Here is a 20,732-nt window from a genome sequence, read left to right as displayed (position 1 = left end):
ATATATTCACGAAATCAAGCAACTGACAGAACAGATGTAACTTTATTAGTGCAACTGTGGAAAAAGAAAAGGAGTATTTCGTTATGAAGAAAAAAACAGCAATACGCCTACTTGCAGCATCTTGGCTGATTGCTCCAACTTTGTTATCTACACAGCCTGCATTTGCTACAATCAGGCGAACACAGACATCCGAAAGCACGATCGTTGCGGAGTCACCTTCAGCTACGACCGATTCAAGTACTAATGATTCCACGCTATCAAGTTCTTCAACAGATTCTTCCGATAATCCAGAGGAATCAACGGAAGAATCGACCGAAACAGCCACTCGGACGCTATCGATTGCTCGGAATTTACGTGAAAAAATCAAATTGAAGATCGTTGATGAAGAGAAAGAAAAATCTGAGATCAAAACAAGAGAGTACACAGAAGAAGATTTTCTAGAGATTTCTAAGTCTGGCAAAGTCAAAGACTTAAAAGAAGGAACCAAAGTTACATATATGATCACACCTGAAACGAATGAACAATTAGTTTCTGTCAAAATCGAAGGTGCGCAAGAAATCGACTATACCAAACAAATTTTTACAGTCGGCGTGACTGATTTAACGATCTCCGCAAAATTTGAGTCGTCAACTTCCCCTTCTGAACCAACCTCTCCAGAAGAAGAAACGGCGGATTCTTCTGAGCCAACGCCAGTTACTCCAGATATTCCGGATAGTGGTAATAATGGCAATACTGGCAATTCGGGAAATAATGGCAACAACAACGGAAATTCAACTACAGGAAATACGACAAATCCTTCACGACCACCAAGTTCTTCAAATAATAATGGGAATACAAGTGGTTCTACAGGATCAACAAACAATAATGGCTCATCTTCAAACCAGACAACAAACACTAATCGGCCTCAGACGCCCGATCGAATTGAAAACCCAGCTTCAGAATCATCTGATTTTGTTGTAAAAACACCAATCGAAGCAATTTTACCGGCCAACACAACAAGCACCCAACAAGCACTTGTAAAAGAAGCATATCGCCAGCTGGGAAAACCATATGTTTGGGGTGCCAAAGGTCCTACGACTTTCGATTGTTCTGGTTTGACTTATTACATTTATAAAAAAGTAACTGGCCATTCGATTGGAGGTTGGACAGGGGAACAACAATATGCGGGTACACAAATCCCTGTCGAGAATGCTCAACCAGGCGATCTAGTTTTTTGGGGACCTGCTTCGGGTACTACCCATCATGTAGGTATTTATATTGGTAATGGGAATTACATCCATGCCCCTCAACCGGGTGACCATGTGCGGATCACTTCCATCAAGGATTACAGACCCGACTTTGCCTTACGTGTCAATATAGCTGGTTTACCACGAGCGACAAATTCGTTAGCTAGTTCACCGATTTTAGATGGGATCAACGATTCATTCCATTTCGCACAAAATCAAATAACAGATCAGTTTGTTGAAAAAATCGCTGAAGATGCTCGAGAAATTGGGCAAGAAGAAAATATTTATGCTTCTGTTATGATGGCACAAGCTATTCTAGAAAGTGGTTCTGGCAACAGCTTGCTTTCTCGTTCACCGAACTATAATCTTTTTGGGATCAAGGGCGCTTATAAAGGGAGTAGTATTTCCTTCAACACATTGGAACAAACGGCAGCTGGGCAAAACTATCAAATCCGTGCAGCATTTCGTAAATACCCCTCTTACAAAGAAAGCTTAAAAGACTACGCAGATTTGATCAAAAACGGCTTATCTCATAATGCTGATTTTTATAAACCAACGTGGAAATCTGAGACTAAAGATTACCGAGAAGCAACGAAGTATTTAGAAGGGCGCTATGCGACAGATCGACAATATTCTAGGAAATTGAATGCCATCATTGAAGCCTATGACTTGACGCAATACGACGAACCAAAAGAACAAGAAAAACAGGATTCTGAAACAAATGAGCGAATGGATTCCTTTGTCGTTCCTACTCGTTGGCGAAATTCTTCGTCTACTTCATCTAGAATGACCATTTCGTTATTCAATCAAAGAACCCCTTCACTTCTATATCTTTCAGAATTAAGATTTGCTTCTTTCTGGGACCTATGGCATCATTTTTCAGTGAGAGAGATCCCACAGAAACTTTCTGTAACGGTCAGAGAAACCGATCAGCCACTTGCTAGTCGCTTGAACCTTGATCGTGTCTTTCGGATGAAACAATTCTTGAGATAGCAAAAATGGACACTCTATCAAAGAACCAAAACTCAGAAGTTGATGGAATACTTCTGAGTTCTGGTTCTTTTTATGTATCTTACTCCACCTAAATGGGCGCTGGAAAGTTACATTATTGGTTAGAAAAAATATTTGGCAATCTCTGATAACCTTTCTTTCTTTTGAGGATCAATTTGATCAGCCATTTGAAGATTACTGCGTTAAGATCAATCGATGCTTCGGATATCTTGACATAATATCGTTCCTTTGATTGTATACATCGCTGTATCAAAAATTGTTTGAAATGCACCTGAGCGTTGATATTTTTCCTGTAAATATTTTGTTGCACTACTGATTGGCATGGCTAAAACGGCATTGAAAATCTTGTTATAGTTGTCATTGCTAATGATGACACACGGTCGTTTTTTTTTGCTAGTCCGTTCTCTTTTGTTGGAACCAAATCTATAAAAATAATATCCCCTTGTTTTACCATTCGATTTTCTCCTCGCCTACATCCTCTCCAAAATCAACGATTTCTGTATCATCACTCGCATGTTCTTCCATCACAACCAACTCATTGTTCCAAAAGTCTTCATAAGCCATAATTGTTTTTTCACTAGTCCCTTTAAGTTCATCTTCAGGCGTGAATTCAAAAATAACTTTCTGATTCTCTTTCAAGCCTAATGTTTGACGCACACTCTTAGGGACAGTGATTTGTTTTTTAGATGTCATTTTAGCTGAGACTTGCACTTTTTTATCCATAAGTATTCCTCTCCTTTATTTGATATACAAAAAAAGTATGGCATCCCCCACTTTTTTTGTACACATCTGTTCAGATTTTTCATTTATTTCTTTGATACTTCCTGTAACAGTAATAACAAATAAAAGCGAAGATTGGCAGCAGACTAAAAAAATAAAGTGCTTGGTTCAATGATAACTGTTGCGCCAAGACACCTCCCAGTAAGGGAGAAATGAAGGAAGAAAACCCCATATAAACACTTATAGATAGAAGTTGCCCTGAAGAAAAGATATTTTTAGGGGTAATCTCACTGATAATCATTCGACTACCGATAGTAAAAGCTGGAACAGTAAAAAACTGCAAGAAACTGGCAGCAAGCAATACTAACGGCGTTCGTGAAGTTGCATAAATCAAAAATTGCAGGACCAAAAAGAAACCAGAAATAAAAATCAATCGCTCATTTTTCCATTTTGTCACCGAATGATTCAATAAAAGATACGCCGGGATTTCACAGAAAGCTTGAATCGCCCACTTTAATCCCACGAACGTATTTCCACTATCCATTAAGAGTAACTTGTCAATCACGATCGTATTATTGGCGACGATCGTTAAATATAAAAGAAAAAATAGGAACGTATAACATAAAAACTCCCCATTCTTGCACAGCTGATACATATCCGAAAGATTAAATCCCTCGTTTTTTTGTTCTTTAGGTTCCTTTGTATCGTGAGGTGTTTGAGGCACTGTTTTTGCGATGTACAAATAACTGATTAGAAAAAAGAGAAAAGGAACGAGCAGCCACTGATAATTATTATTAAAAATGAATACCGGAATACATACACTCATCACACTCCAACCTAAAGAACCTATTGCTTTGATCGACGCAAGGCTGTTTCGCATCTCTGACTCTGATAACACCCAATTATCTAGGACGGTTGCTCCTGTATTGGATAGCCCTCCTGCAATAGCCAGTACGATCAGATGCATTAGCAAGATATCTTTTCCTAACATATAAAAAGTGATTGCAAAGCATACGAATAGTACAGAAACTACCATGGCAACTTTTTTTATCTGCTTGCTTCGGTCAGAATAATAGCCAATAAAGATTTGGAAGATCATCGTGGTCACACTGTAAGAAGCCAAAAACCAGCCTCTCTGGACCGCATCATAGCCTTGTTCGGTCAAAAACGGCACGATCTGTGTCATCAAAGTAGCCATCAACGCATACTGAAAAAAATAGACGAGTTGAAATTTATTCTTTACTGCCATATCTACTTTCAAAATGATCGGCTGAAGAATCTCCTCCAGCCGACCCCTTTCATTTTTATAAGTGATACCTAGTGAAGCTCCGGCCAATAAGGAGCATTGACTTCAAGCATTTCATCAAGGATCTCCTTCGCTACTTTTGCACTAGGTATCGTTTTGTTCATGATGAAGGCTTGCCATAATTTTTGATATGATTTTTGTTCCCAAGCATCGACTGCTAACTTCTCAGATGCAATTTGCTGTTCCATTAAACCTTTTTGGAAAGTAGGGATCTCACCAATCGATAGTACTTCATAACCGTCTTTCCCTACGATACAAGGCAATTCGACCATCGCATCGTGATTGAAATTAGAGATGGCACCATTATTCTCAACGATCAGAATCATGCGCTCTTTTGTATTGAATGTCAACGCGCAAGCTAGATCTGTAATAAATGAGGCATGCTCATTAGAGACAAAAAGCGTGTCTTTAGCTGTTTGGTTATTAATAATCCGCTGGCATTCTTCAAAAACGATTTTCTCCCGTCCATCAATGATTTCATTCGCTCTTGTATACTGTTTATCGGCATGAGCAACCGTTTCATCAGCCATCAAATAATATTTTAAATACGTATTGGATAAAAAGGTCGGCTCAATTTCATGTAACTCTTTGGCTGCTAACATGGTTTCCAACCAGCTTGTTTCTTTGTGTTGGCCTTGTTGTGTTTGTTCTGTATAGCCATATTTTTTTACATGGGTGCTTATTTTCGGCAGCAAGTCATTACCGTCATGGTCTTTGATGCTTGTCCACCACCCAAAGTGATTCAAGCCAAAATAAGACGTTTCAAAATCTTTTCGATCCCGTAGCCCAATCACTCGAGCCATGATATCTTCTAAACAAACGGGCATGTCACAAATATTGATGATTTTTGAATTGGGGCGAAACCTTCTTGTTGCTTCTGCGACCACTGCTGCTGGATTAGAATAATTCAATAACCAAGCATCCGGTGAATACTTTTCCATATAGTCGACTAGTTCTAAGACTGGCCCGATCGAGCGCAACCCATAAGCAAGTCCCCCTGGTCCGCATGTTTCTTGACCTACAACATTATGCTTAAATGGAATTTTTTCATCTTGTTCCCTCATGGCATATTTTCCAACTCTTAGTTGTGCCATGACGATATCAACATCTGTAAAAGCCTCTTTAGGATCTGTTGAATAATCAAATTCGATTTCTGGCGCTCGTTCTGCGAGGATGATCGCGCATGCTTTTGCTATAACTGCTTGCCTTTGTTCATCATTATCATAAAATTTAATTTTTCTGACTGGAAATCGTTCTCGGTCTTCTATTAACATCATCACTAATGAAGGTGTATATGTGCTCCCTCCACCGGCGATCAAGATTGAACTTTTTTTCTTATTCATAATTATCCTCCTCTTATTTTACGATCAATTCTTCAAATGATTCTCTCACTCTTGGAACAGTTAACCCAACAATGATTTGGATACCACCATTTCCAGGATTGACAAGTCCTGAAGCCCCAGCTTCCTGAAAATCAATAGGACTGGCTACTTTACTTGTATCTTTCACGGTAAGTCGTAACCGTGTGGCACAATTCGTCACATCCAGTACATTCTCTTTTCCACCTACTAACACTAGATAGGCTTGTGCTTGTCTAGCATGTTTAGGTAGGTTTTTCTCTTGTTCATCTTGTTGTGTCTTCTTTTTGTTTTCGTAATCAGCTTTTGAATAAAGTTGTATCTCTGATACATCCTCTTCACGTCCTGGAGTTTTTAAATTGAATTTTTTGATCATGAAGGTAAATACTAAGAACCAGATCGCAGTAAATGTAAGTCCGATCATGATTTGGGTGAGGTAGGTCGAACCATGAAAATTCCAAAGAGGCAACCAATTTAATCCTAACCAATTGATCAATCCACCACCAAAATCACCAACGACGCCGAAAGCGTAAGAAACCGTAGCAATGGACGCATCTAATAGCGCATGGACACCCCATAAAGCTGGAGCAACAAATAAGAACGTAAACTCAATAGGTTCAGTGATTCCCGTCAAAATCGCAGTTAATGCAGCTGGGGCGATCAATGCAATAACTTTCTTCTTTTTCTCTGGATGAGCGGCTTGAATAATGGCTAAGCTTAAGCCGGCTGTTCCAAATACTTTTGACATACCCGATAAAGAAAAACCCCCAAAAGGATAAAGTTCTTTAAGCGAAAGTGCACTTGTTTGGAATTCGCCGATATTTGATGCCCAATAAGCAGCCATCCCCCCTTCAACTACCGCACTATCATAAGCAAATGGGGCGTACACAAAATGATGTAAGCCAGTTGGAATAAGGATTTTCTGTAAAAATTGATAGAAGAATACACCAAAATTTCCTGAATTGATAAAAAATCCTTGCATGCTTCTCATTCCTTCTTGGATGATAGGCCATACGACACACATCAAAAGTGCTAGAGGAATCATGACAAAAAAAGCGATCATCGTAACGAAAACAGAACCACTAAAAATCGTCAACATCTCTGGTAATTCTTTTTCATAAAAGCGATTATGCAAATAAACCACGATACCTGAGATCAACAATGCTCCGATCATGCCCGTATCTAAAGTAATGATTCCAGCAATCGATGTTAACCCAGAACCAACGGCTGTTCCTTGAGATAGATCCACGGCGAAAGTATTTGGCCATAACGTTAAAATTGCATTGACGAAATAATTGAAAGCAATATAGGTCACTAATGCTTCCATCGTTGCTCGAGCTGCATATTTTTTAGCTAAACTGATTGGTAATCCGACCACAAATAAAAGCGGTAATTGAAAAAATGGTGTCCAGCCACCGGCTGCTACAACATTCCAGAACTTATACCAGAGTGTATCAGGCGCAGCAATATCTCCCATGATCGTTTGATTGGAAAGAAGTAAAGAAAAACCAATAACGATACCAAAAAAAGAAAATAGCATGACAGGTGCTAACATTGCTCCACCAAATCTTTGAATTTTTTTCATCATAGTTTTTTAGTCCTTCATATTTTTTAGTAAGCGCTTTACCGATTCTTAGTTTACTATTAAAATGGATTCCTGAAACACTTTAAGATGATTTAAAAACTCCTCACAGGAAAAAGGTTTTTGTCACAAAATTTGTGAATCGTCACATCCTATCTTCGAGAATAAAACCAGAGGTCCGGTAGTAGTTAATCAAATAAACGGTACATGAAGGCGTATCTTAATAGTGAGGTGAGAACAAGAAGGACACACGTAATTGGAAAATCCTCCAAGTAAACCAAAGGGTGAGTGAAGGCAGTCTACCAAACAACAATTGACTGATAAAGAATTGGTTATTGAGTTAGGTAACAAAGATTTAGCAGTTGTATCACCTTGCAAGGTCTATGAAAATAGCAATAAAACTAACAAGATTGAGAAACGTTTCCGTCGATTACAGCGTGAACTCTCTCAAAAATATCAAATGAAAAAGGGGGAAACTGATTTGTCAAAACCTGTAATATCTATAAATTAGAATCGAACATTCAATCGATCCATCAAAAAAATAACCACTATTCGTCAGATCCATATTCACAGATGACCAAACAAGCGTAGTAGAAACATGGTTCTGAAAACTTTAATGATGAGTTCTAACGATTTATAGATTTTTGGCAATGATGAAAACAGATGTTACAAGACCGAATTACGACGTTTCAGTCAAGGTTGACTGAAAATGATTTTCTTATCTGGTCCTATATCACAAATCACAAAAAAAATTCTTTAACAATGTCTATTAACGAACTGGCGAAACAATGCAACGTTTCTCGCACAACAATCATGCGGTTTTGCCAAAAATTAGGGTTTGATGGTTTCTCAGAATTCAAATATCATCTAAAAAATGAACTTACACAGGAAAATGTGCGTCTATCCGAGTTTGAGGAGGAAATCTTGGAAAATCATATCCAAACAATTGAGAACCTCAAGAAAAAAGATTTCACTGATCTATGTACAATGATGGCTAATGCGAATCGGATTTTCATCTATGGATCAGGTGATATACAAACGCTAGTTTCAAGTTATATGAAATTGCTTTTCGTACACAACGGATTGATACTCTATGACTTCGGTGCCGTTTCGATCAACAAACAGTTTTACCAAATCATTCAGCCAGAAGACTTAGTTCTGTTGATCACGCTAAATGGTGAGTCTCCTGAAGTCGTCAAATTAGCGAAGCAACTGAAGCAACGAAATATCCAGACAATTGGTATCACAAAACTTAGGAACTCAACTGTCTCAAAACTTTGTGATGAAACGATTTTCTTCTTGAATCCAGAACTACAAGATCAAGAAGATATCCTTACACCTTTTGAAACAACTTCAACACTTTTTTTCGTGATCGAATATTTTTTGTTGAAATATGATGCTTGGCAAAAACAAACAAATAAAAGTTCCTAAAAGACGCATCTCTTTCGTGCCAATTTGGCTTTTAAAGAGATGCGCTTTTTATGTATTGGGTTCTGTCTCTCTCACTGCCTTTTGATCGAACCGTCCTTTACTCGATCAAGGTAACGGTAATCGCCGAGGTAGGGCCGTAATATCGCATGATCCAGATAAATACTTTTTAGAATAGCGTTGACTTCCCTCTCTAAGTAATCTTTATCAAATTCAAACTTTGAATAAAGATGATCAAAGATCAAACGTTTATTTTTTTCTTTTCTAGGGGTTTATTGCAGTTGCCCATCTTTGAAAAATCTAGCCAGTTCACTCATAACCGATATCCTTCCATCGTATCCAGTAATCTTTTCTCTATTTGATCATGCTTCAAGCAAATTTTATCGAAGGCAACAGAAAAAGCGAGAAGGAGTTTTTTCTACAAACCATCTTCTCGCTCTTTATCAAGCTCAACTTATTCTTTTTTGTTCAAAACGATGCCTGTGTACAGCCAAGTAGTTACAACATAGTAGATAAAGTAGAGAACAAAGAATATTGTAAATGGTATCCATAAGTTGTGATATGGATCATTCATCAAAACAGTAAACATTTGAAGTCCAAATAATACATGGATGGCTCCTAGAATCCCTGGTGCTAAGAAGAGAATACCGATTTCTCGACGAATCGATTGTTTTAACAATGCTTGACGAGCACCGATCTTACCGAGCATCTCGTAACGAACGACATCACTCTTGCTACCTGAGAGGATCTTGAACATCAAGCAACTTGCTAACATTGTCAAGAAGGCGATCCCTAAAAAGAAGCCCATGAATTCAAATCCTGAGAACATACCATTGATCATTTGGTACGCATCATATTTTTGCGTGAAACTAAACATTCCATCTTTTAATGATTCATTATTTTTATTGTTTTCTGCTACCAGATCACCAATTTGTTCAATACTCTCATGGAAATCTTTTGCTTGGATCAGTTGCATACTGGTTTGTGGAAGATTTAATTGAGCAAATTCTTCTGCTGGCAGTAATTTGATTTCTTTTTCTCGTTGTTCTGGCAATTCGTAATAGCGCAACTCATCTTGATAGTTTAAGTTTGTCGCTAATTCTTCTGCGGTTACTTTTTTCGTTTTGACGTTTCTTTCCCCAGTGTTAGGTGTTTGATTTTCCATGATCAAAAATGGATTTTGTTCAAACTCACTATAGTTATAGTACACTGTTTTTTCGTCTTCTTTTTGTTGATAGACCGCGTTGATCGTTGGTGAAAGTTTCGCCACTTTAGATTGATCGATCAATTCTGATTGATTCAATACTAGATCATAATTCGATACTTCATTCGTCAACTGAGTGATCTGGTTTTTAAAGCCTAGACCGACTGTTAATGCACCTAAAGCTAATGCGAGTAACATCGCAACCATTGAAAGCATTTGTGTGTATTCACGAATACGGAAGCTTAACTGTGATAACGTAAAGTTGTTCAGTTTTTTCATCGAAAGATTTTCTGTTTTCTTCAATAGTTTAAGGAAGAAAATGATGACCGAATGGAAAATAAAGTACGTTCCTAAAACGATTGTAACTAACGCGACGGCGATTCCCATCAACTGATAGGTTCCGATATTTGCCATCATATAATAACCGACACCGATAAAAATGATTCCTAAAACTACTTCAAGGAAAAACAAGAATTTATGTTGTTTCATCTGCGCAGGTGTTTGATCCGCACGTAGTAAAGTCAAAATTGGTTTTTTGACAATCGAGAATGCATTGACAAACGCTGCTAATAAGAATAGTACGATGAAAAACAGCAAAGTAATCAATAATCCATTCATATTGAACGGTGTAAAATGAGTAATTTTAATATTTAACTGGGCAACCAATAGTCGATGGACGACGCTTGTTAAACCAATACCTAGCGCTGAACCAACCAAAGTAGCAACTGTTCCTACTATCAAGGTCTCAGAGAAAATCATTTGGGCAATTTTCCGGCCTTTTGCTCCTAGCATCATAAACATCGCATAATCTTTTTGTCGCATCGTCATCAAAAATGAGTTGGCATAAAGAATGTAAACAAATGTGATGATCCCCAATAATACCGACCCAAAGCGAAAGATAAAGACTGTCATCGCTAAAGTGGAATTATTGTTCAAAAAATCGGTGTTGCTGGCCATTGACTCGAACATATAAAAGATGGCTGAAGCCATGACTAAACCGGAAAATAGAACAATATAGTCTCTTAACCGACTCTTGATCCCAGTAAGTGATAATTTCCAAAGCATGTTCAGTTTCCCCCTTACTGTTCTAGATTACCTAGAATCGTTAATATTTGACGATAAAAGTCTGAACGACTTTGTTCTCCGCGTTTAACTTCCTGATGGATCACGCCATCTTTAATAAATAAGATTCGTTGACAGTAACTTGCTGAAAAAGCATCATGTGTCACCAACAGAATCGAAACCTTATCATTTGTATTCAATTCTTCCATCGTATCTAATAGGTCTTTCGCACTTTTTGAATCCAACGCACCAGTTGGTTCATCCCCTAATAGAATCGTTGGTTGCGTAACTAGTGCCCGGGCTGCTGCTACCCGTTGTTTTTGTCCACCTGAGATTTTCGCTGGATAGCTGTCCAAGATATGAGTGATTGACAAACGTTCAGCCACCGCATTGACTTTTTTCTTGATTTCTTTTGGTTTCACGCCTTGTAAAGAAAGCGGAACTGCAATATTTTCTTGTGCAGTCAAGTTCTCTAAAAGATTGAAATCTTGGAAGATAAAGCCGATTTCTTTTGCTCGAAAATCGGCTAACTGATTTCCTTTCAACTTCGTGACATCTGCTTGGTTGATATGGATCGTGCCACTTGTTGGTTTATCTAATGTTGATAAGATATTCAATAAGGTTGATTTACCTGATCCAGAAGCCCCCATGATACCAATGAATTCGCCTTTTTCCACACTAAAACTGATACCGTTCAATGCTTGTGTCTGTTTCTCATTACTTTTTCCGTAAACTTTTGTTACGTTCTTGATTTCTACGATTTTATCCATTATTGACCGTTCCTTTACTTAATTTTTCTTGTGCTGCTGATGGAATGTCTTTTGCCTGTACTTCCTCATAAGACGTCACGCCTTTATTTTTATTCCAAGTCACTTTCAAAAATGCATCTTTTCTTAATGGTCGTTCTTGAAAACCATTGAAGTCCATTGTTTTTTCTTTACCTTCTTTATTAAACCCAGGTAGTTCATAACGATAACTGATGATTTCTTGTCCACCGTCAGCGTGATCCACCTGTTTCTCACCATCCGTTGTGATTTGAACATAGTAGCTTTCACCACCCATGATCAAATGATCTGCTAAACGGTAGCCACCAAAAGCGATGATGATAAATGCTCCCAACCCAATCAATAATTTTTTCATTGTGACTCCTTCTTTCCTGTTCTGATAAATTAAGTATAGTCAAGTATCCGTGAAAATTCCTTTCTTTTTACTATCAAAACTCTTTCATTATTGTCATATGTCCCATAAAAAAAAAGAATCTGGAGGTGTAAGCCACTCCAAATTCCTTTTTATTGATTCAAACCGATATTCGTTGGAGAAAGCATTCCACTGACGAATGCTTTCCTCATTCAGCTATTTTTCTTTGTTATTACCTGTATTGATCACTGGTTGTGTGCCTTTATCAGTAATGATCGATACAAGTAGATTGTTGATCAACTGGATCTTTCGATCATCGGTAAAGGTGATATCCTGACCTGCTTCGATTTGTTCCAGAGCCATTTGTGTCATCGTCACTGCGCCTTCAACAATGGTTTGACGGGCAGATAAAATGGCTTTGGCTTGTTGCCGTTGTAACATCGCGCTGGCAATTTCTGTTGCATAAGCCAAGTGATTCAATCTCGTCTCTAAAACTTCGACCCCCGCCACCGATAAACGTTCTTGTAATTCCTTTGCCAATTCATCTGAAATCGCAGTGGTATTTCCACGTAAAGTAAGATCATCCTCGTTGAATGTATCATATGGATATTGACTGGCGATATGACGAATGGCGGTTTCACTTTGGATTTCAACAAATTGATGATAGTTTGCTACATCAAAAAGCGCCTTAGCTGTATCTACTACTTTAAAAACGACGACAGCGGAAATCTCGATTGGATTTCCATCTAAGTCATTGACCTTCAACAGCGAACTATTGAAGTTTCGAACTTTTAACGACAAGTTGATTTTTTGTGCAAAAGGAATCGTTAAGAAAAAACCGCTCTCACGAATCGTTCCGATGTATTGCCCAAAAAAGACGATTGCCTTTGCTTGGTTGGGGCTGACTACTGTCAGTCCGCTGATTGCTAAGAAAACGAGCAACCACAAGAAAATCCCAACAATTGAAAATCCAACTAAAAATCGAGCAACCCCTATGAAAAATAATAAGATTCCTACGACAAACATTAGAAGAATAATAAATAGCCCTATATAGCCATTGATAGTGAAAGCCTTTTTTTCTTTCATTTACTCACTCCTAATTTTCTTGGTTCTATTCTGTTTTTTTACGAATCCTTGCCATGGCTCCTTCTAGTTCCAATTCTTTGTCTTCCGTGATATACCAACCGTTTTCGTGTACGCCACCTGATGCTTCTGGCAAATATTCTAATCGTGTACGGACCCACTGTTTTGTTTCAGTAAAATAGTCTTCTACTAAGATCTCTAGGTCCATACCGGCGGATAATTCAAGATTCTCACGAACCGACTTGAAGACAAATCGCTCACTTGTTTGATCGTATTTTAAAATACCCGTATCGATGATTGGCAGTGAATAATAATCTAATTCTTTTTTCACTTTCAGTAGATGTTTGAACATTTCGTTGTACACTTGTTCAAGTTGTCGACCTTCGGAATTATTTGGATATTGGATCGTTACCCTTTCTTTGTCTGTATCATAATACTTGGTACTCAGTTCTGTTAAAAAATGATGCAATTTCCCTAATTCACTTTTCAATTCTTCCCGCTTGATTTCCTCTGTTTTCATTCAATATTCACCCTATTTTCCCCATATATGTACGTTTTTCCCTTTCCTTATTCTACTATATTATTGAATGATAGGCGATGATATTTCATGTAAAATAAATAAAAAAGCGTATAATTCCTTATTCCATAAAGAATTATACGCTTCTTCAACTATTTATTCGTTATTTAGAAAAAGACAGTCTTGACTGTTCAACGATTAATCATACTCGCCGTAATCTTCATCATCCATCGGAGGCTCGTCATAATCTTCATTCGTCAAGTTCACTTGACTATTATGAGCAGTTACTTTGAGATCTTTGTTTCCTTGATTGTACGTCTTGGTTGTCAAAGATTCATAATTTTTGTTGATATAAGAATCCCCTTCTAATGTCACAGCTAATCCTTGCTCTTGGTTGTTATAAAAATCAATACTACTATTATGAAGTGTGACTTCGCCTTTGATTGATTTTTCGTTATCGTTAAAAATGATACTGCCATCACTTGTAGCTAATTTGACTTTATCTATCGAAAACTCCTGTAAATCTAGTGAGCCCATTTGATTTTCAACAGTAAGAAGTTCCCCACTTACTTCATTGATCGACGTCCAAGTATTTGCTAAATTCAAGTTGATTTTCTTACTACTGAATTCATCTAAAAACAATTCATTGTTTTTCCCTTCAATCACTAATTCTTTTAAGAAAATGGTTTTAGGGATCGTGATCTTCAACATCGAACGTGTGTCTGTCATATTGATCATCACTGCCGGTGTTTGACCATCAGCTGAAATATCCAATGTGTGATCTTCCAGATTGATTTTTGGTTTTTGCGTTTTGTCATGAGACGTTTCAACCTCAAAGTTCACGCCTCGTTGGATCATGATATTTTGGTGATCTGCTCGTACAACGATTTTTTCAATTTTTTCAGACGAAAAATCTTTTGTTTCACGAGTCATTTCTATTATTCTTGGACCACCTTCCCAAGTCAGACTCGTTTGGGCACCAGAGGCATAACTTAATCCTGCCGTCAAGCCACCGATGATCATCAGTCCTAAACCTATCCCCAAGATATATTTTAATTTCATTTTTTACACCCCACTATTCGTCGTATGGATCGCTCGTTTCGTAATAAACCGGCGTCCTACCCACTTGACAAAGTTCATCATCATTTGGAATAACCATTTAGTTCCTTTTAACAGTAATGGTGCAAAGAAGACAGCACCTCCTGTGGCAAGTAACCCTAGTCCTACAAAGAACAGCCCACTAGCAATCGATTGTTGCAAGACAGCAACACCTGAAATGATCGAAAATAAACCTGCTCCTAAAATACTGATACATACGACATAGATTCCAATGATCACGCCAATTAAGCCAAGCAGAATACCAAAAATCGCTAGAATAAACGCTAATGCTAAAGGAATCAATAAAGGTGATGCACACAACCCAATGACGATCATCCAAATCAAACGGATTTTCCGTTTAGGACTTTGGCTGTATTCTGATTCATCGTCGTCTTGTTCCGAGTAATAATTGATTTTCAGTTTCAGGGCAAATTGCTTTGGTGAGCCATATTCATCCACGACTTCTTCTACTGTTTTGCCAGAATCCAAGAAGTATTCTTCATAATACTGAATAATATCAAAGCGATCATCTTCAGGTATTTCTTGAAGTTCGTCCAACACATCATCTAAATATTCATTCATTCGTATTCTCCTCCAGTAATCGGTTTAAGGAATCTCGAAACACGATCCATTTATCAATGATTTCTTCTAAATGTTGACGTCCTTTCGGAGTTAAGCGGTAATATCGGCGATTTCTACCTTCGAATGGTTCGTCGTATGTTTCTAAGTATTCTTCTTTTTTTAATCTGCGTAAAACAGGATACATCGTTGATTCACTGACAGATAAACTTTCTTGGACGATCTTCGTTAATGCGTAACCGTACATGTCTTCTCTGCTTAAAGCTGCTAAAACCGTACCATCGAGTAAAACTGTTGGGACTTGGATATGCATTACTTCACCTTCTTTATAGTTTGCAATATTTTATATTTACCAATATTATATCACGTATAATATTGTTTGCAAGTAAAATTCACAATCATACCCACTAATTACTTCAATATTCGCGAAAACAACGCTAAGTATCATAAAAATTCTGCTTACAAAAAAGGAACAAAGACCGTAATGATTTCTGGTCTTTGTTCCTTTTGAATACTTTCTTATTATCCTCTTACCTACAACAAAGTAAACACGATAAAACTTAATACAAAACCTAGAAAAACGGCAAGAGAGAAACGGATCACTTCTTTTTTATTCCTACTCAACCACGTTTCATTCATCTTTTGTTCCACTCCATTCTAAAATAGTCAGTTGCTAATTTGGATAAACAGAGGTGACATGATTGTATTGCTGTGCATGTTTATTGGCAGCAGAAACAGCTGTACTAGCAAATAGATGCCACTCACTATTATACCCGCATGTATGGCATTTCCAATAATAACCGATACCACGATCGGTTTGTTTTTCATCCTCTGCACTTGAACTTGCCACAAGTGTACTTAAGACCGAATCCTGTTTCAATAATACTGTGGGAGTACCATGAGAATGAGTTGTTTCCTCTGCAATGGCTATGGGATTGGCTCCGCTCAGTCCAACACTTAACGTCAAAAGTCCGAGCAATAAAACTACTTGTTTTTTCATTTTCTATCATTCCTCCAATAACGGTTATTAGAAAAATATACGAATACTCTCTTATGTACGACATGACTTCGTACACTTTTCCATCTTTATATTACTTGAAAAATACACCTTAGAACGATTAAATCAGAAGTGGCGTTTTTTTCTTTGTTTTTGTTGGTTTATTGCTCCTATAGATCATTAACTGTTCATTTCCCTGGATCTTATTCCACCGGATAAGTTAGCGACGTGTTTTCTTTGTCTAATTGAATGATGACAGTCGTACCTACTTTTGAGATACTGTTATAACTGATTTTTCCATGATGCAACTCAACGATTTTTTTGACTAGTGATAAGCCCAGCCCGTTCCCAGAAAATTGACGGCTGGATTCCCCTTGATAAAATTTCTCAAAGAGTCGTGCTTGTGTTTCTTGATCCATTCCCACGCCAGAATCTGTCACTTCAACGATTACTTGAGTGGCATTTTGTGTTAGGCGAATCTTGATTTTCCCTTGTGGTTGATTGTACTTGATGGCATTGTCCATGAGATTCAGCCAGACTTGATATAGAAATTCTTCATTACCGACAAAGTTGACACTTTCCAGATCGATCTCCAGTTGAAGGTGTTCTTGCTCCCATTTAGGTTGTAAAAAAACAATCACTTCACGAATCTGTTCATCTAAACGAAAAGGGCGCTTTTCTAATTTGATTCGCTGATTTTCTAATTTATTCAATTTCAGTGTGTTCTCTGTCAATTGCGAAAGCTGAGTGATGCTCTCAATGATCCGTTGCAAGAAAACCTGCTTTTCTTCTTCTGAAATGTTAGGCGCCTGCAATAACTGGACGTATCCTTGGATCGTGGCAAGAGGCGTCTTAAATTCATGAGAAACATTGGAAACAAAGTCATTTCGTAACGTTTCGATACTACTCAATTCTTGGACCATCACGTTGAAATCTTTATATAGTTGCTGCACCTCTTCGACTTTTTGTTGCTCATCCATCCGAATCGAAAAATCGCCAGTTGCTACTTTGCTCATATTGGTTCGTAAATCACTGATCGGCAGCAAGATCCGCCGACCGACAAAGATCGAGATCCCTGTGCCCACCATCATACTAAATCCTGCAAAAACGACTAAAGGAAACCATGTCGCTTGTTGCTCTGAAGCAGGGACTGTTTTGTGTGACAGCAAGAAAATAAAACCTAAGAAACACAACAAAGTAACTAAAATGGAAATAAACACAATGCAAGCAAAATAAATCCATAATTGTGAAAAGATTTTTTTACGCATCAAATCACCGCCTTATAGCCTAAGCCACGAACTGTTATGATCTGAAAATCATCATTTTCAATAAAACGCGTGCGTAATCGTTTGATATGCACATCAATCGTCCGTTCTTCCGTATTGGTATCCAACCCCCATATATCATCCATTAATTGTTGTCGTGTAAAAATCTTATTTGGATAAGAAAGTAGTTTGTACAATAATTGAAATTCTTTTTGTGGAAGTAAGATGGCTTGATCCTGCTTGATCACTTCATATGTTTCTTGGTTCAAGCTAGTTTGTCCAATGTTCAATTGATGGCTATGATTGATTTTCGCTCGCCGTAACAAGGCCTCTACCCGCAACACCATTTCATTGACATCTACTGGTTTCGTCATATAGTCATCCGTTCCCAGTTGAAACCCCTTCTTTTTATCTTCAAAATCTGCTTTCGCTGTGATGATCAACACAGGTGTTTCTACGCGACTGCTTCGTAAAGTTTCCAACAGTTCATACCCATCCATCACAGGCATCATAATATCTGTGATGATCACATCCACTTGAGTACTCTCTAATTGCTTCAAAGCTTCGGTCCCATTTGCGACTGCGAAAACCAAAAAACCAGCGCGTTCTAAAACGGATTGATAAAGTTGTTGCAAACGCTCATCATCTTCTACTAGTAATATTCGATTCATCATTTCTCCTCATGTAATTATTTGAAAAATTTCAGTTTTTTTTCTGATTGTTCATATTCAGTTAACATTCATTCATTATACTACGTTCGTTGTTCTGTTATACTTATTAGTATAACGAATATTTCAAACGGAAAGAAGGGTGACAATGTTACAATTAAAAGAGATAAAGAAATATTATAAAGTTGGTGAAACAACGACAAAAGCATTAGACGGCGTATCCGTCGCTTTTAGAAAAAAAGAATTTGTAGCCATTTTAGGCCCAAGTGGATCTGGTAAAACAACCATGTTGAACGTGATCGGCGGCTTGGATAATTATGACTCTGGCGATATGGTCATCAACGGGAAGTCCACAAAAGATTTTAAAGACAGCGATTGGGATGCTTATCGTAATAATTCCATCGGTTTTGTTTTCCAAAGTTATAACTTGATCGGGCATTTAGGAATCATTGAAAATGTTGAACTTGGCATGACATTAAGTGGTGTCTCTAAAGATGAAAAACGGAAAAAAGCGGAGGAATCATTGCGTCGTGTTGGATTGACCGACCACATGCACAAAAAACCCAATCAATTATCTGGTGGACAAATGCAACGTGTCGCAATTGCACGTGCTTTAGCCAATGACCCTGACATCCTTTTATGTGATGAGCCAACCGGTGCTTTAGACACAGAAACAAGTGTCCAAATCATGAAGTTGATTGAAGAACTATCCAATGAGAAACTAGTGATCATGGTCACACATAACCCTGAGTTGGCACATGAATATGCCGATCGGATCATTGAGTTCTCAGATGGAAAAATCGTTTCTGATTCTAATCCACATATCGAACGTCCAAAAGATGATCAATTTAATCTACGTCGGACAAAGATGAGCTTTTGGACCGCATTAAAATTATCTTTCAATAATATTCGCACAAAAAAAGGCCGGACATTTTTGACTTCCTTTGCTTCAAGTATCGGGATTATTGGGATTGCGATCGTATTAGCCCTATCTACAGGATTCCAAAAACAAATTGATCAAACACAGTCAGAAACGATGGCTCGTTTTCCAATTACGATTTCCAAAGTCACCACTAGTCCTCCTTCTGAATCGGATGGCTTGAGTTCCAACACAGCCGAATATCCAGATACAAAAACTGTTACCGCAAAAATCAGCGATGAAGACCGTGCACAACATACGAATAATATTGACCAAGAATATGTTGATTATGTAACGAGTATCGATCCTGATTTAAGTAATAATATTGGTTTTACCCGCACGACTGGTATCAATTTATTAAGAGATGTTGACGGCAAAGTACAGCCTGTTAGCTTTTCGAATCAAAACCCAGATACTGAATCACTGTCCTTCTCAAGTGCGATGTCTTCCATGACTGGCGTAGGTGTTTCTAGTTTCCCAACACAACTAGACGACCAAAAAGACAATTTCTTAGAATCAAATTACTCATTACTTTCTGGTAGTTATCCGACCTCTGCAAATGATGTCGTATTGATCGTGGATGGTAATAACAATACCAACATCAATGCGTTGAAAAATTTAGGCTTTGATGTGAAAGACGGCGAAACGCTTGATTTTGACAAGATCGTCGGAACAACTTTCAAATTAGTGAACAATGATACGTACTATACAAAATTACCGACAGGAAACTTCATTCCTAATACAGATTACCAAGCGATGTACGAAGATGCCTCCAGAGAGGTTAAGATTTCTGGTATTCTACGGGTCAAATCTTCTTCTACGATGAATCTGTTATCTCCGGGTATTGCTTACAGCGACCAATTGACAACAGAAATCGTCAGTGAAAACAAAAATTCTGAAATCGTTCAAGCGCAAAAAGACAGCGATATGAACGTATTGACGACCGAAAAAGTAGATGACTCAGCAAAACAAACGCTGATCAGCTATTTAGGTGGAGACAGCTTACCTTCAAGCATCATGATCTATCCAAATAATTTTGGCGATAAAGAAGAGATTCTAAACTATTTAGATGAATTCAACAAAGGAAAATCAGATGAAGATAAAATCATCTATTCTGATTTAGCTGGAACAATGACCGAATTGACTGGTGGATTGATGGATGCCATCACGTATGTCCTGATTGCTTTTGCTGGTATTTCACTTGTAACAAGTATGATCATGATCAGCATCATCACTTATACTTCTGTGATCGAACGGACGAAGGAAATCGGTGTCTTGAAAGCATTAGGTGCGCGTAAGAAAGATATCACGCGGGTATTCGATGCAGAGACTTGTATCTTAGGGATTTCTTCTGGTTTACTAGGGGTCTTGATTGCTTGGCTAGCGACTTTCCCAATCAATAGTCTCTTGTACAATATGACTGATTTAGAAAATGTTGCTCAACTAAATCCTGTACACGCCTTGATTTTGATTGTTGTATCAACGATCTTAACGATGTTAGGCGGACACATCCCAGCTCGTATGGCAGCGAAGAAAGATGCAGCGATTGCTTTAAGAGCAGAATAGTAAAAT

Annotated in this window: 21 protein-coding genes and 1 pseudogene; 4 read left to right on the top strand and 18 right to left on the bottom strand. The window is 37.9% G+C overall.

Going from position 1 to position 20,732, the window contains the following annotated elements; genetic code table 11:
* The first annotated feature begins 83 nt into the window (after positions 1 to 83).
* Entirely contained in the window at positions 84 to 2,219 is a 2,136-nt protein-coding gene (locus IGK01_RS02165) for a glucosaminidase domain-containing protein (RefSeq protein WP_438840472.1), read from the top strand.
* A 206-nt stretch (positions 2,220 to 2,425) separates the two neighbouring features.
* On the opposite strand, the gene IGK01_RS02160 is transcribed toward IGK01_RS02165, so the two are convergent.
* The 6 genes from IGK01_RS02160 to IGK01_RS02135 all read right to left on the bottom strand — a co-directional run bounded on the left by IGK01_RS02160 (position 2,426) and on the right by IGK01_RS02135 (position 7,209).
* Positions 2,426 to 2,605 (bottom strand): hypothetical protein, encoded by a 180-nt coding sequence (locus IGK01_RS02160; RefSeq protein ID WP_438723958.1) that lies wholly within the window; start codon positions 2,603 to 2,605, stop codon positions 2,426 to 2,428.
* Positions 2,563 to 2,691 (bottom strand): hypothetical protein, encoded by a 129-nt coding sequence (locus IGK01_RS02155; RefSeq protein ID WP_010736358.1) that lies wholly within the window; start codon positions 2,689 to 2,691, stop codon positions 2,563 to 2,565. Before IGK01_RS02155 ends, IGK01_RS02160 begins: the two co-directional genes overlap by 43 nt.
* A complete protein-coding gene (locus IGK01_RS02150) occupies positions 2,685 to 2,960 on the bottom strand; it encodes an AbrB/MazE/SpoVT family DNA-binding domain-containing protein (protein ID WP_349520951.1) in 276 nt (91 codons plus the stop codon). Before IGK01_RS02150 ends, IGK01_RS02155 begins: the two co-directional genes overlap by 7 nt.
* A gap of 79 nt (positions 2,961 to 3,039) precedes the next feature.
* Positions 3,040 to 4,206, bottom strand: coding sequence for an MFS transporter (locus IGK01_RS02145; RefSeq protein ID WP_438840471.1), 1,167 nt, complete (start codon positions 4,204 to 4,206; stop codon positions 3,040 to 3,042).
* A 68-nt stretch (positions 4,207 to 4,274) separates the two neighbouring features.
* Complete coding sequence (locus IGK01_RS02140) at positions 4,275 to 5,606, bottom strand: 6-phospho-alpha-glucosidase (protein WP_062805714.1); 1,332 nt, start codon at positions 5,604 to 5,606, stop codon at positions 4,275 to 4,277.
* A gap of 13 nt (positions 5,607 to 5,619) precedes the next feature.
* On the bottom strand, positions 5,620 to 7,209 hold the full coding sequence (locus IGK01_RS02135) for an alpha-glucoside-specific PTS transporter subunit IIBC (protein ID WP_349520947.1): 1,590 nt from the start codon (positions 7,207 to 7,209) through the stop codon (positions 5,620 to 5,622).
* 657 nt (positions 7,210 to 7,866) lie between these two features.
* Here IGK01_RS02135 and IGK01_RS02130 point away from each other — a divergent pair.
* Positions 7,867 to 8,079, top strand: a pseudogene (locus tag IGK01_RS02130) (MurR/RpiR family transcriptional regulator); the annotation flags it as partial.
* A gap of 48 nt (positions 8,080 to 8,127) precedes the next feature.
* Positions 8,128 to 8,634, top strand: coding sequence for a MurR/RpiR family transcriptional regulator (locus tag IGK01_RS02125; protein WP_023519074.1), 507 nt, complete (start codon positions 8,128 to 8,130; stop codon positions 8,632 to 8,634).
* Between the two features lie 71 nt (positions 8,635 to 8,705).
* On the opposite strand, the gene IGK01_RS02120 is transcribed toward IGK01_RS02125, so the two are convergent.
* From IGK01_RS02120 to IGK01_RS02065, 12 genes are all read right to left on the bottom strand, one after another.
* Entirely contained in the window at positions 8,706 to 8,876 is a 171-nt protein-coding gene (locus tag IGK01_RS02120) for a DUF2087 domain-containing protein (protein ID WP_349520945.1), read from the bottom strand.
* Positions 8,877 to 9,085: 209 nt separating this feature from the next.
* Positions 9,086 to 10,900: an FtsX-like permease family protein gene (locus IGK01_RS02115; RefSeq protein ID WP_438747568.1), complete on the bottom strand. Its 1,815-nt coding sequence runs from the start codon at positions 10,898 to 10,900 to the stop codon at positions 9,086 to 9,088.
* Between the two features lie 14 nt (positions 10,901 to 10,914).
* Positions 10,915 to 11,667, bottom strand: a complete 753-nt coding sequence (locus tag IGK01_RS02110) for an ABC transporter ATP-binding protein (protein WP_438747567.1) — start codon at positions 11,665 to 11,667, stop codon at positions 10,915 to 10,917.
* Complete coding sequence (locus IGK01_RS02105; protein WP_019722992.1) at positions 11,660 to 12,037, bottom strand: YxeA family protein; 378 nt, start codon at positions 12,035 to 12,037, stop codon at positions 11,660 to 11,662. Before IGK01_RS02105 ends, IGK01_RS02110 begins: the two co-directional genes overlap by 8 nt.
* A 213-nt stretch (positions 12,038 to 12,250) precedes the next feature.
* Positions 12,251 to 13,120 (bottom strand): SPFH domain-containing protein, encoded by an 870-nt coding sequence (locus IGK01_RS02100; RefSeq protein WP_023519071.1) that lies wholly within the window; start codon positions 13,118 to 13,120, stop codon positions 12,251 to 12,253.
* A 25-nt stretch (positions 13,121 to 13,145) separates the two neighbouring features.
* Positions 13,146 to 13,637 carry a DUF5348 domain-containing protein gene (locus tag IGK01_RS02095; RefSeq protein ID WP_010736368.1) on the bottom strand — a complete coding sequence of 164 codons (492 nt, stop codon included), beginning with the start codon at positions 13,635 to 13,637 and terminating at the stop codon, positions 13,146 to 13,148.
* Between the two features lie 195 nt (positions 13,638 to 13,832).
* Complete coding sequence (locus tag IGK01_RS02090) at positions 13,833 to 14,696, bottom strand: DUF4097 family beta strand repeat-containing protein (protein ID WP_023519070.1); 864 nt, start codon at positions 14,694 to 14,696, stop codon at positions 13,833 to 13,835.
* Positions 14,697 to 14,699: 3 nt separating this feature from the next.
* The gene (locus tag IGK01_RS02085) at positions 14,700 to 15,314 is read right to left on the bottom strand and encodes a DUF1700 domain-containing protein (protein ID WP_010736370.1); all 615 of its coding nucleotides are present in this window, start codon (positions 15,312 to 15,314) and stop codon (positions 14,700 to 14,702) included.
* Complete coding sequence (locus IGK01_RS02080; RefSeq protein ID WP_010736371.1) at positions 15,307 to 15,624, bottom strand: PadR family transcriptional regulator; 318 nt, start codon at positions 15,622 to 15,624, stop codon at positions 15,307 to 15,309. The genes IGK01_RS02085 and IGK01_RS02080 overlap by 8 nt, the downstream gene beginning before the upstream one ends.
* Before the next feature lie 360 nt (positions 15,625 to 15,984).
* Entirely contained in the window at positions 15,985 to 16,311 is a 327-nt protein-coding gene (locus IGK01_RS02075; protein ID WP_062805720.1) for a hypothetical protein, read from the bottom strand.
* Positions 16,312 to 16,511: 200 nt separating this feature from the next.
* Positions 16,512 to 17,576 (bottom strand): HAMP domain-containing sensor histidine kinase, encoded by a 1,065-nt coding sequence (locus IGK01_RS02070; RefSeq protein ID WP_010736373.1) that lies wholly within the window; start codon positions 17,574 to 17,576, stop codon positions 16,512 to 16,514.
* Positions 17,576 to 18,244: a response regulator transcription factor gene (locus IGK01_RS02065; RefSeq protein WP_010736374.1), complete on the bottom strand. Its 669-nt coding sequence runs from the start codon at positions 18,242 to 18,244 to the stop codon at positions 17,576 to 17,578. Before IGK01_RS02065 ends, IGK01_RS02070 begins: the two co-directional genes overlap by 1 nt.
* A gap of 145 nt (positions 18,245 to 18,389) precedes the next feature.
* Between IGK01_RS02065 and IGK01_RS02060 the strand changes: the two genes are divergently transcribed.
* Positions 18,390 to 20,726, top strand: coding sequence for an ABC transporter ATP-binding protein/permease (locus IGK01_RS02060; RefSeq protein WP_438840470.1), 2,337 nt, complete (start codon positions 18,390 to 18,392; stop codon positions 20,724 to 20,726).
* Positions 20,727 to 20,732 lie beyond the last annotated feature (6 nt).

It is taken from the genome of Enterococcus sp. AZ080 (genome assembly GCF_051714945.1).
GTDB classification, from domain to species: Bacteria; Bacillota; Bacilli; order Lactobacillales; family Enterococcaceae; genus Enterococcus_B; species Enterococcus_B pernyi.
Note: the sequence above shows the minus strand (reverse complement) of the source record. Positions and strands in the feature narration are given on the sequence as shown.

Bases quoted from the DNA above. Each gene is read 5' to 3' on its own strand.
- IGK01_RS02115 (WP_438747568.1), bottom strand. From the start codon at position 10,900: ATGCTTTGGAAATTATCACTTACTGGGATCAAGAGTCGGTTAAGAGAC.
- IGK01_RS02105 (WP_019722992.1), bottom strand. From the start codon at position 12,037: ATGAAAAAATTATTGATTGGGTTGGGAGCATTTATCATCATCGCTTTT.
- IGK01_RS02080 (WP_010736371.1), bottom strand. From the start codon at position 15,624: ATGCATATCCAAGTCCCAACAGTTTTACTCGATGGTACGGTTTTAGCA.
- IGK01_RS02155 (WP_010736358.1), bottom strand. From the start codon at position 2,691: ATGGTAAAACAAGGGGATATTATTTTTATAGATTTGGTTCCAACAAAA.
- IGK01_RS02070 (WP_010736373.1), bottom strand. From the start codon at position 17,576: ATGCGTAAAAAAATCTTTTCACAATTATGGATTTATTTTGCTTGCATT.
- IGK01_RS02140 (WP_062805714.1), bottom strand. From the start codon at position 5,606: ATGAATAAGAAAAAAAGTTCAATCTTGATCGCCGGTGGAGGGAGCACA.
- IGK01_RS02165 (WP_438840472.1), top strand. From the start codon at position 84: ATGAAGAAAAAAACAGCAATACGCCTACTTGCAGCATCTTGGCTGATT.
- IGK01_RS02085 (WP_010736370.1), bottom strand. From the start codon at position 15,314: ATGAATGAATATTTAGATGATGTGTTGGACGAACTTCAAGAAATACCT.
- IGK01_RS02075 (WP_062805720.1), bottom strand. From the start codon at position 16,311: ATGAAAAAACAAGTAGTTTTATTGCTCGGACTTTTGACGTTAAGTGTT.
- IGK01_RS02060 (WP_438840470.1), top strand. From the start codon at position 18,390: ATGTTACAATTAAAAGAGATAAAGAAATATTATAAAGTTGGTGAAACA.
- IGK01_RS02150 (WP_349520951.1), bottom strand. From the start codon at position 2,960: ATGGATAAAAAAGTGCAAGTCTCAGCTAAAATGACATCTAAAAAACAA.
- IGK01_RS02100 (WP_023519071.1), bottom strand. From the start codon at position 13,120: ATGAAAGAAAAAAAGGCTTTCACTATCAATGGCTATATAGGGCTATTT.
- IGK01_RS02110 (WP_438747567.1), bottom strand. From the start codon at position 11,667: ATGGATAAAATCGTAGAAATCAAGAACGTAACAAAAGTTTACGGAAAA.
- IGK01_RS02065 (WP_010736374.1), bottom strand. From the start codon at position 18,244: ATGAATCGAATATTACTAGTAGAAGATGATGAGCGTTTGCAACAACTT.
- IGK01_RS02090 (WP_023519070.1), bottom strand. From the start codon at position 14,696: ATGAAATTAAAATATATCTTGGGGATAGGTTTAGGACTGATGATCATC.
- IGK01_RS02095 (WP_010736368.1), bottom strand. From the start codon at position 13,637: ATGAAAACAGAGGAAATCAAGCGGGAAGAATTGAAAAGTGAATTAGGG.
- IGK01_RS02135 (WP_349520947.1), bottom strand. From the start codon at position 7,209: ATGATGAAAAAAATTCAAAGATTTGGTGGAGCAATGTTAGCACCTGTC.
- IGK01_RS02145 (WP_438840471.1), bottom strand. From the start codon at position 4,206: ATGGCAGTAAAGAATAAATTTCAACTCGTCTATTTTTTTCAGTATGCG.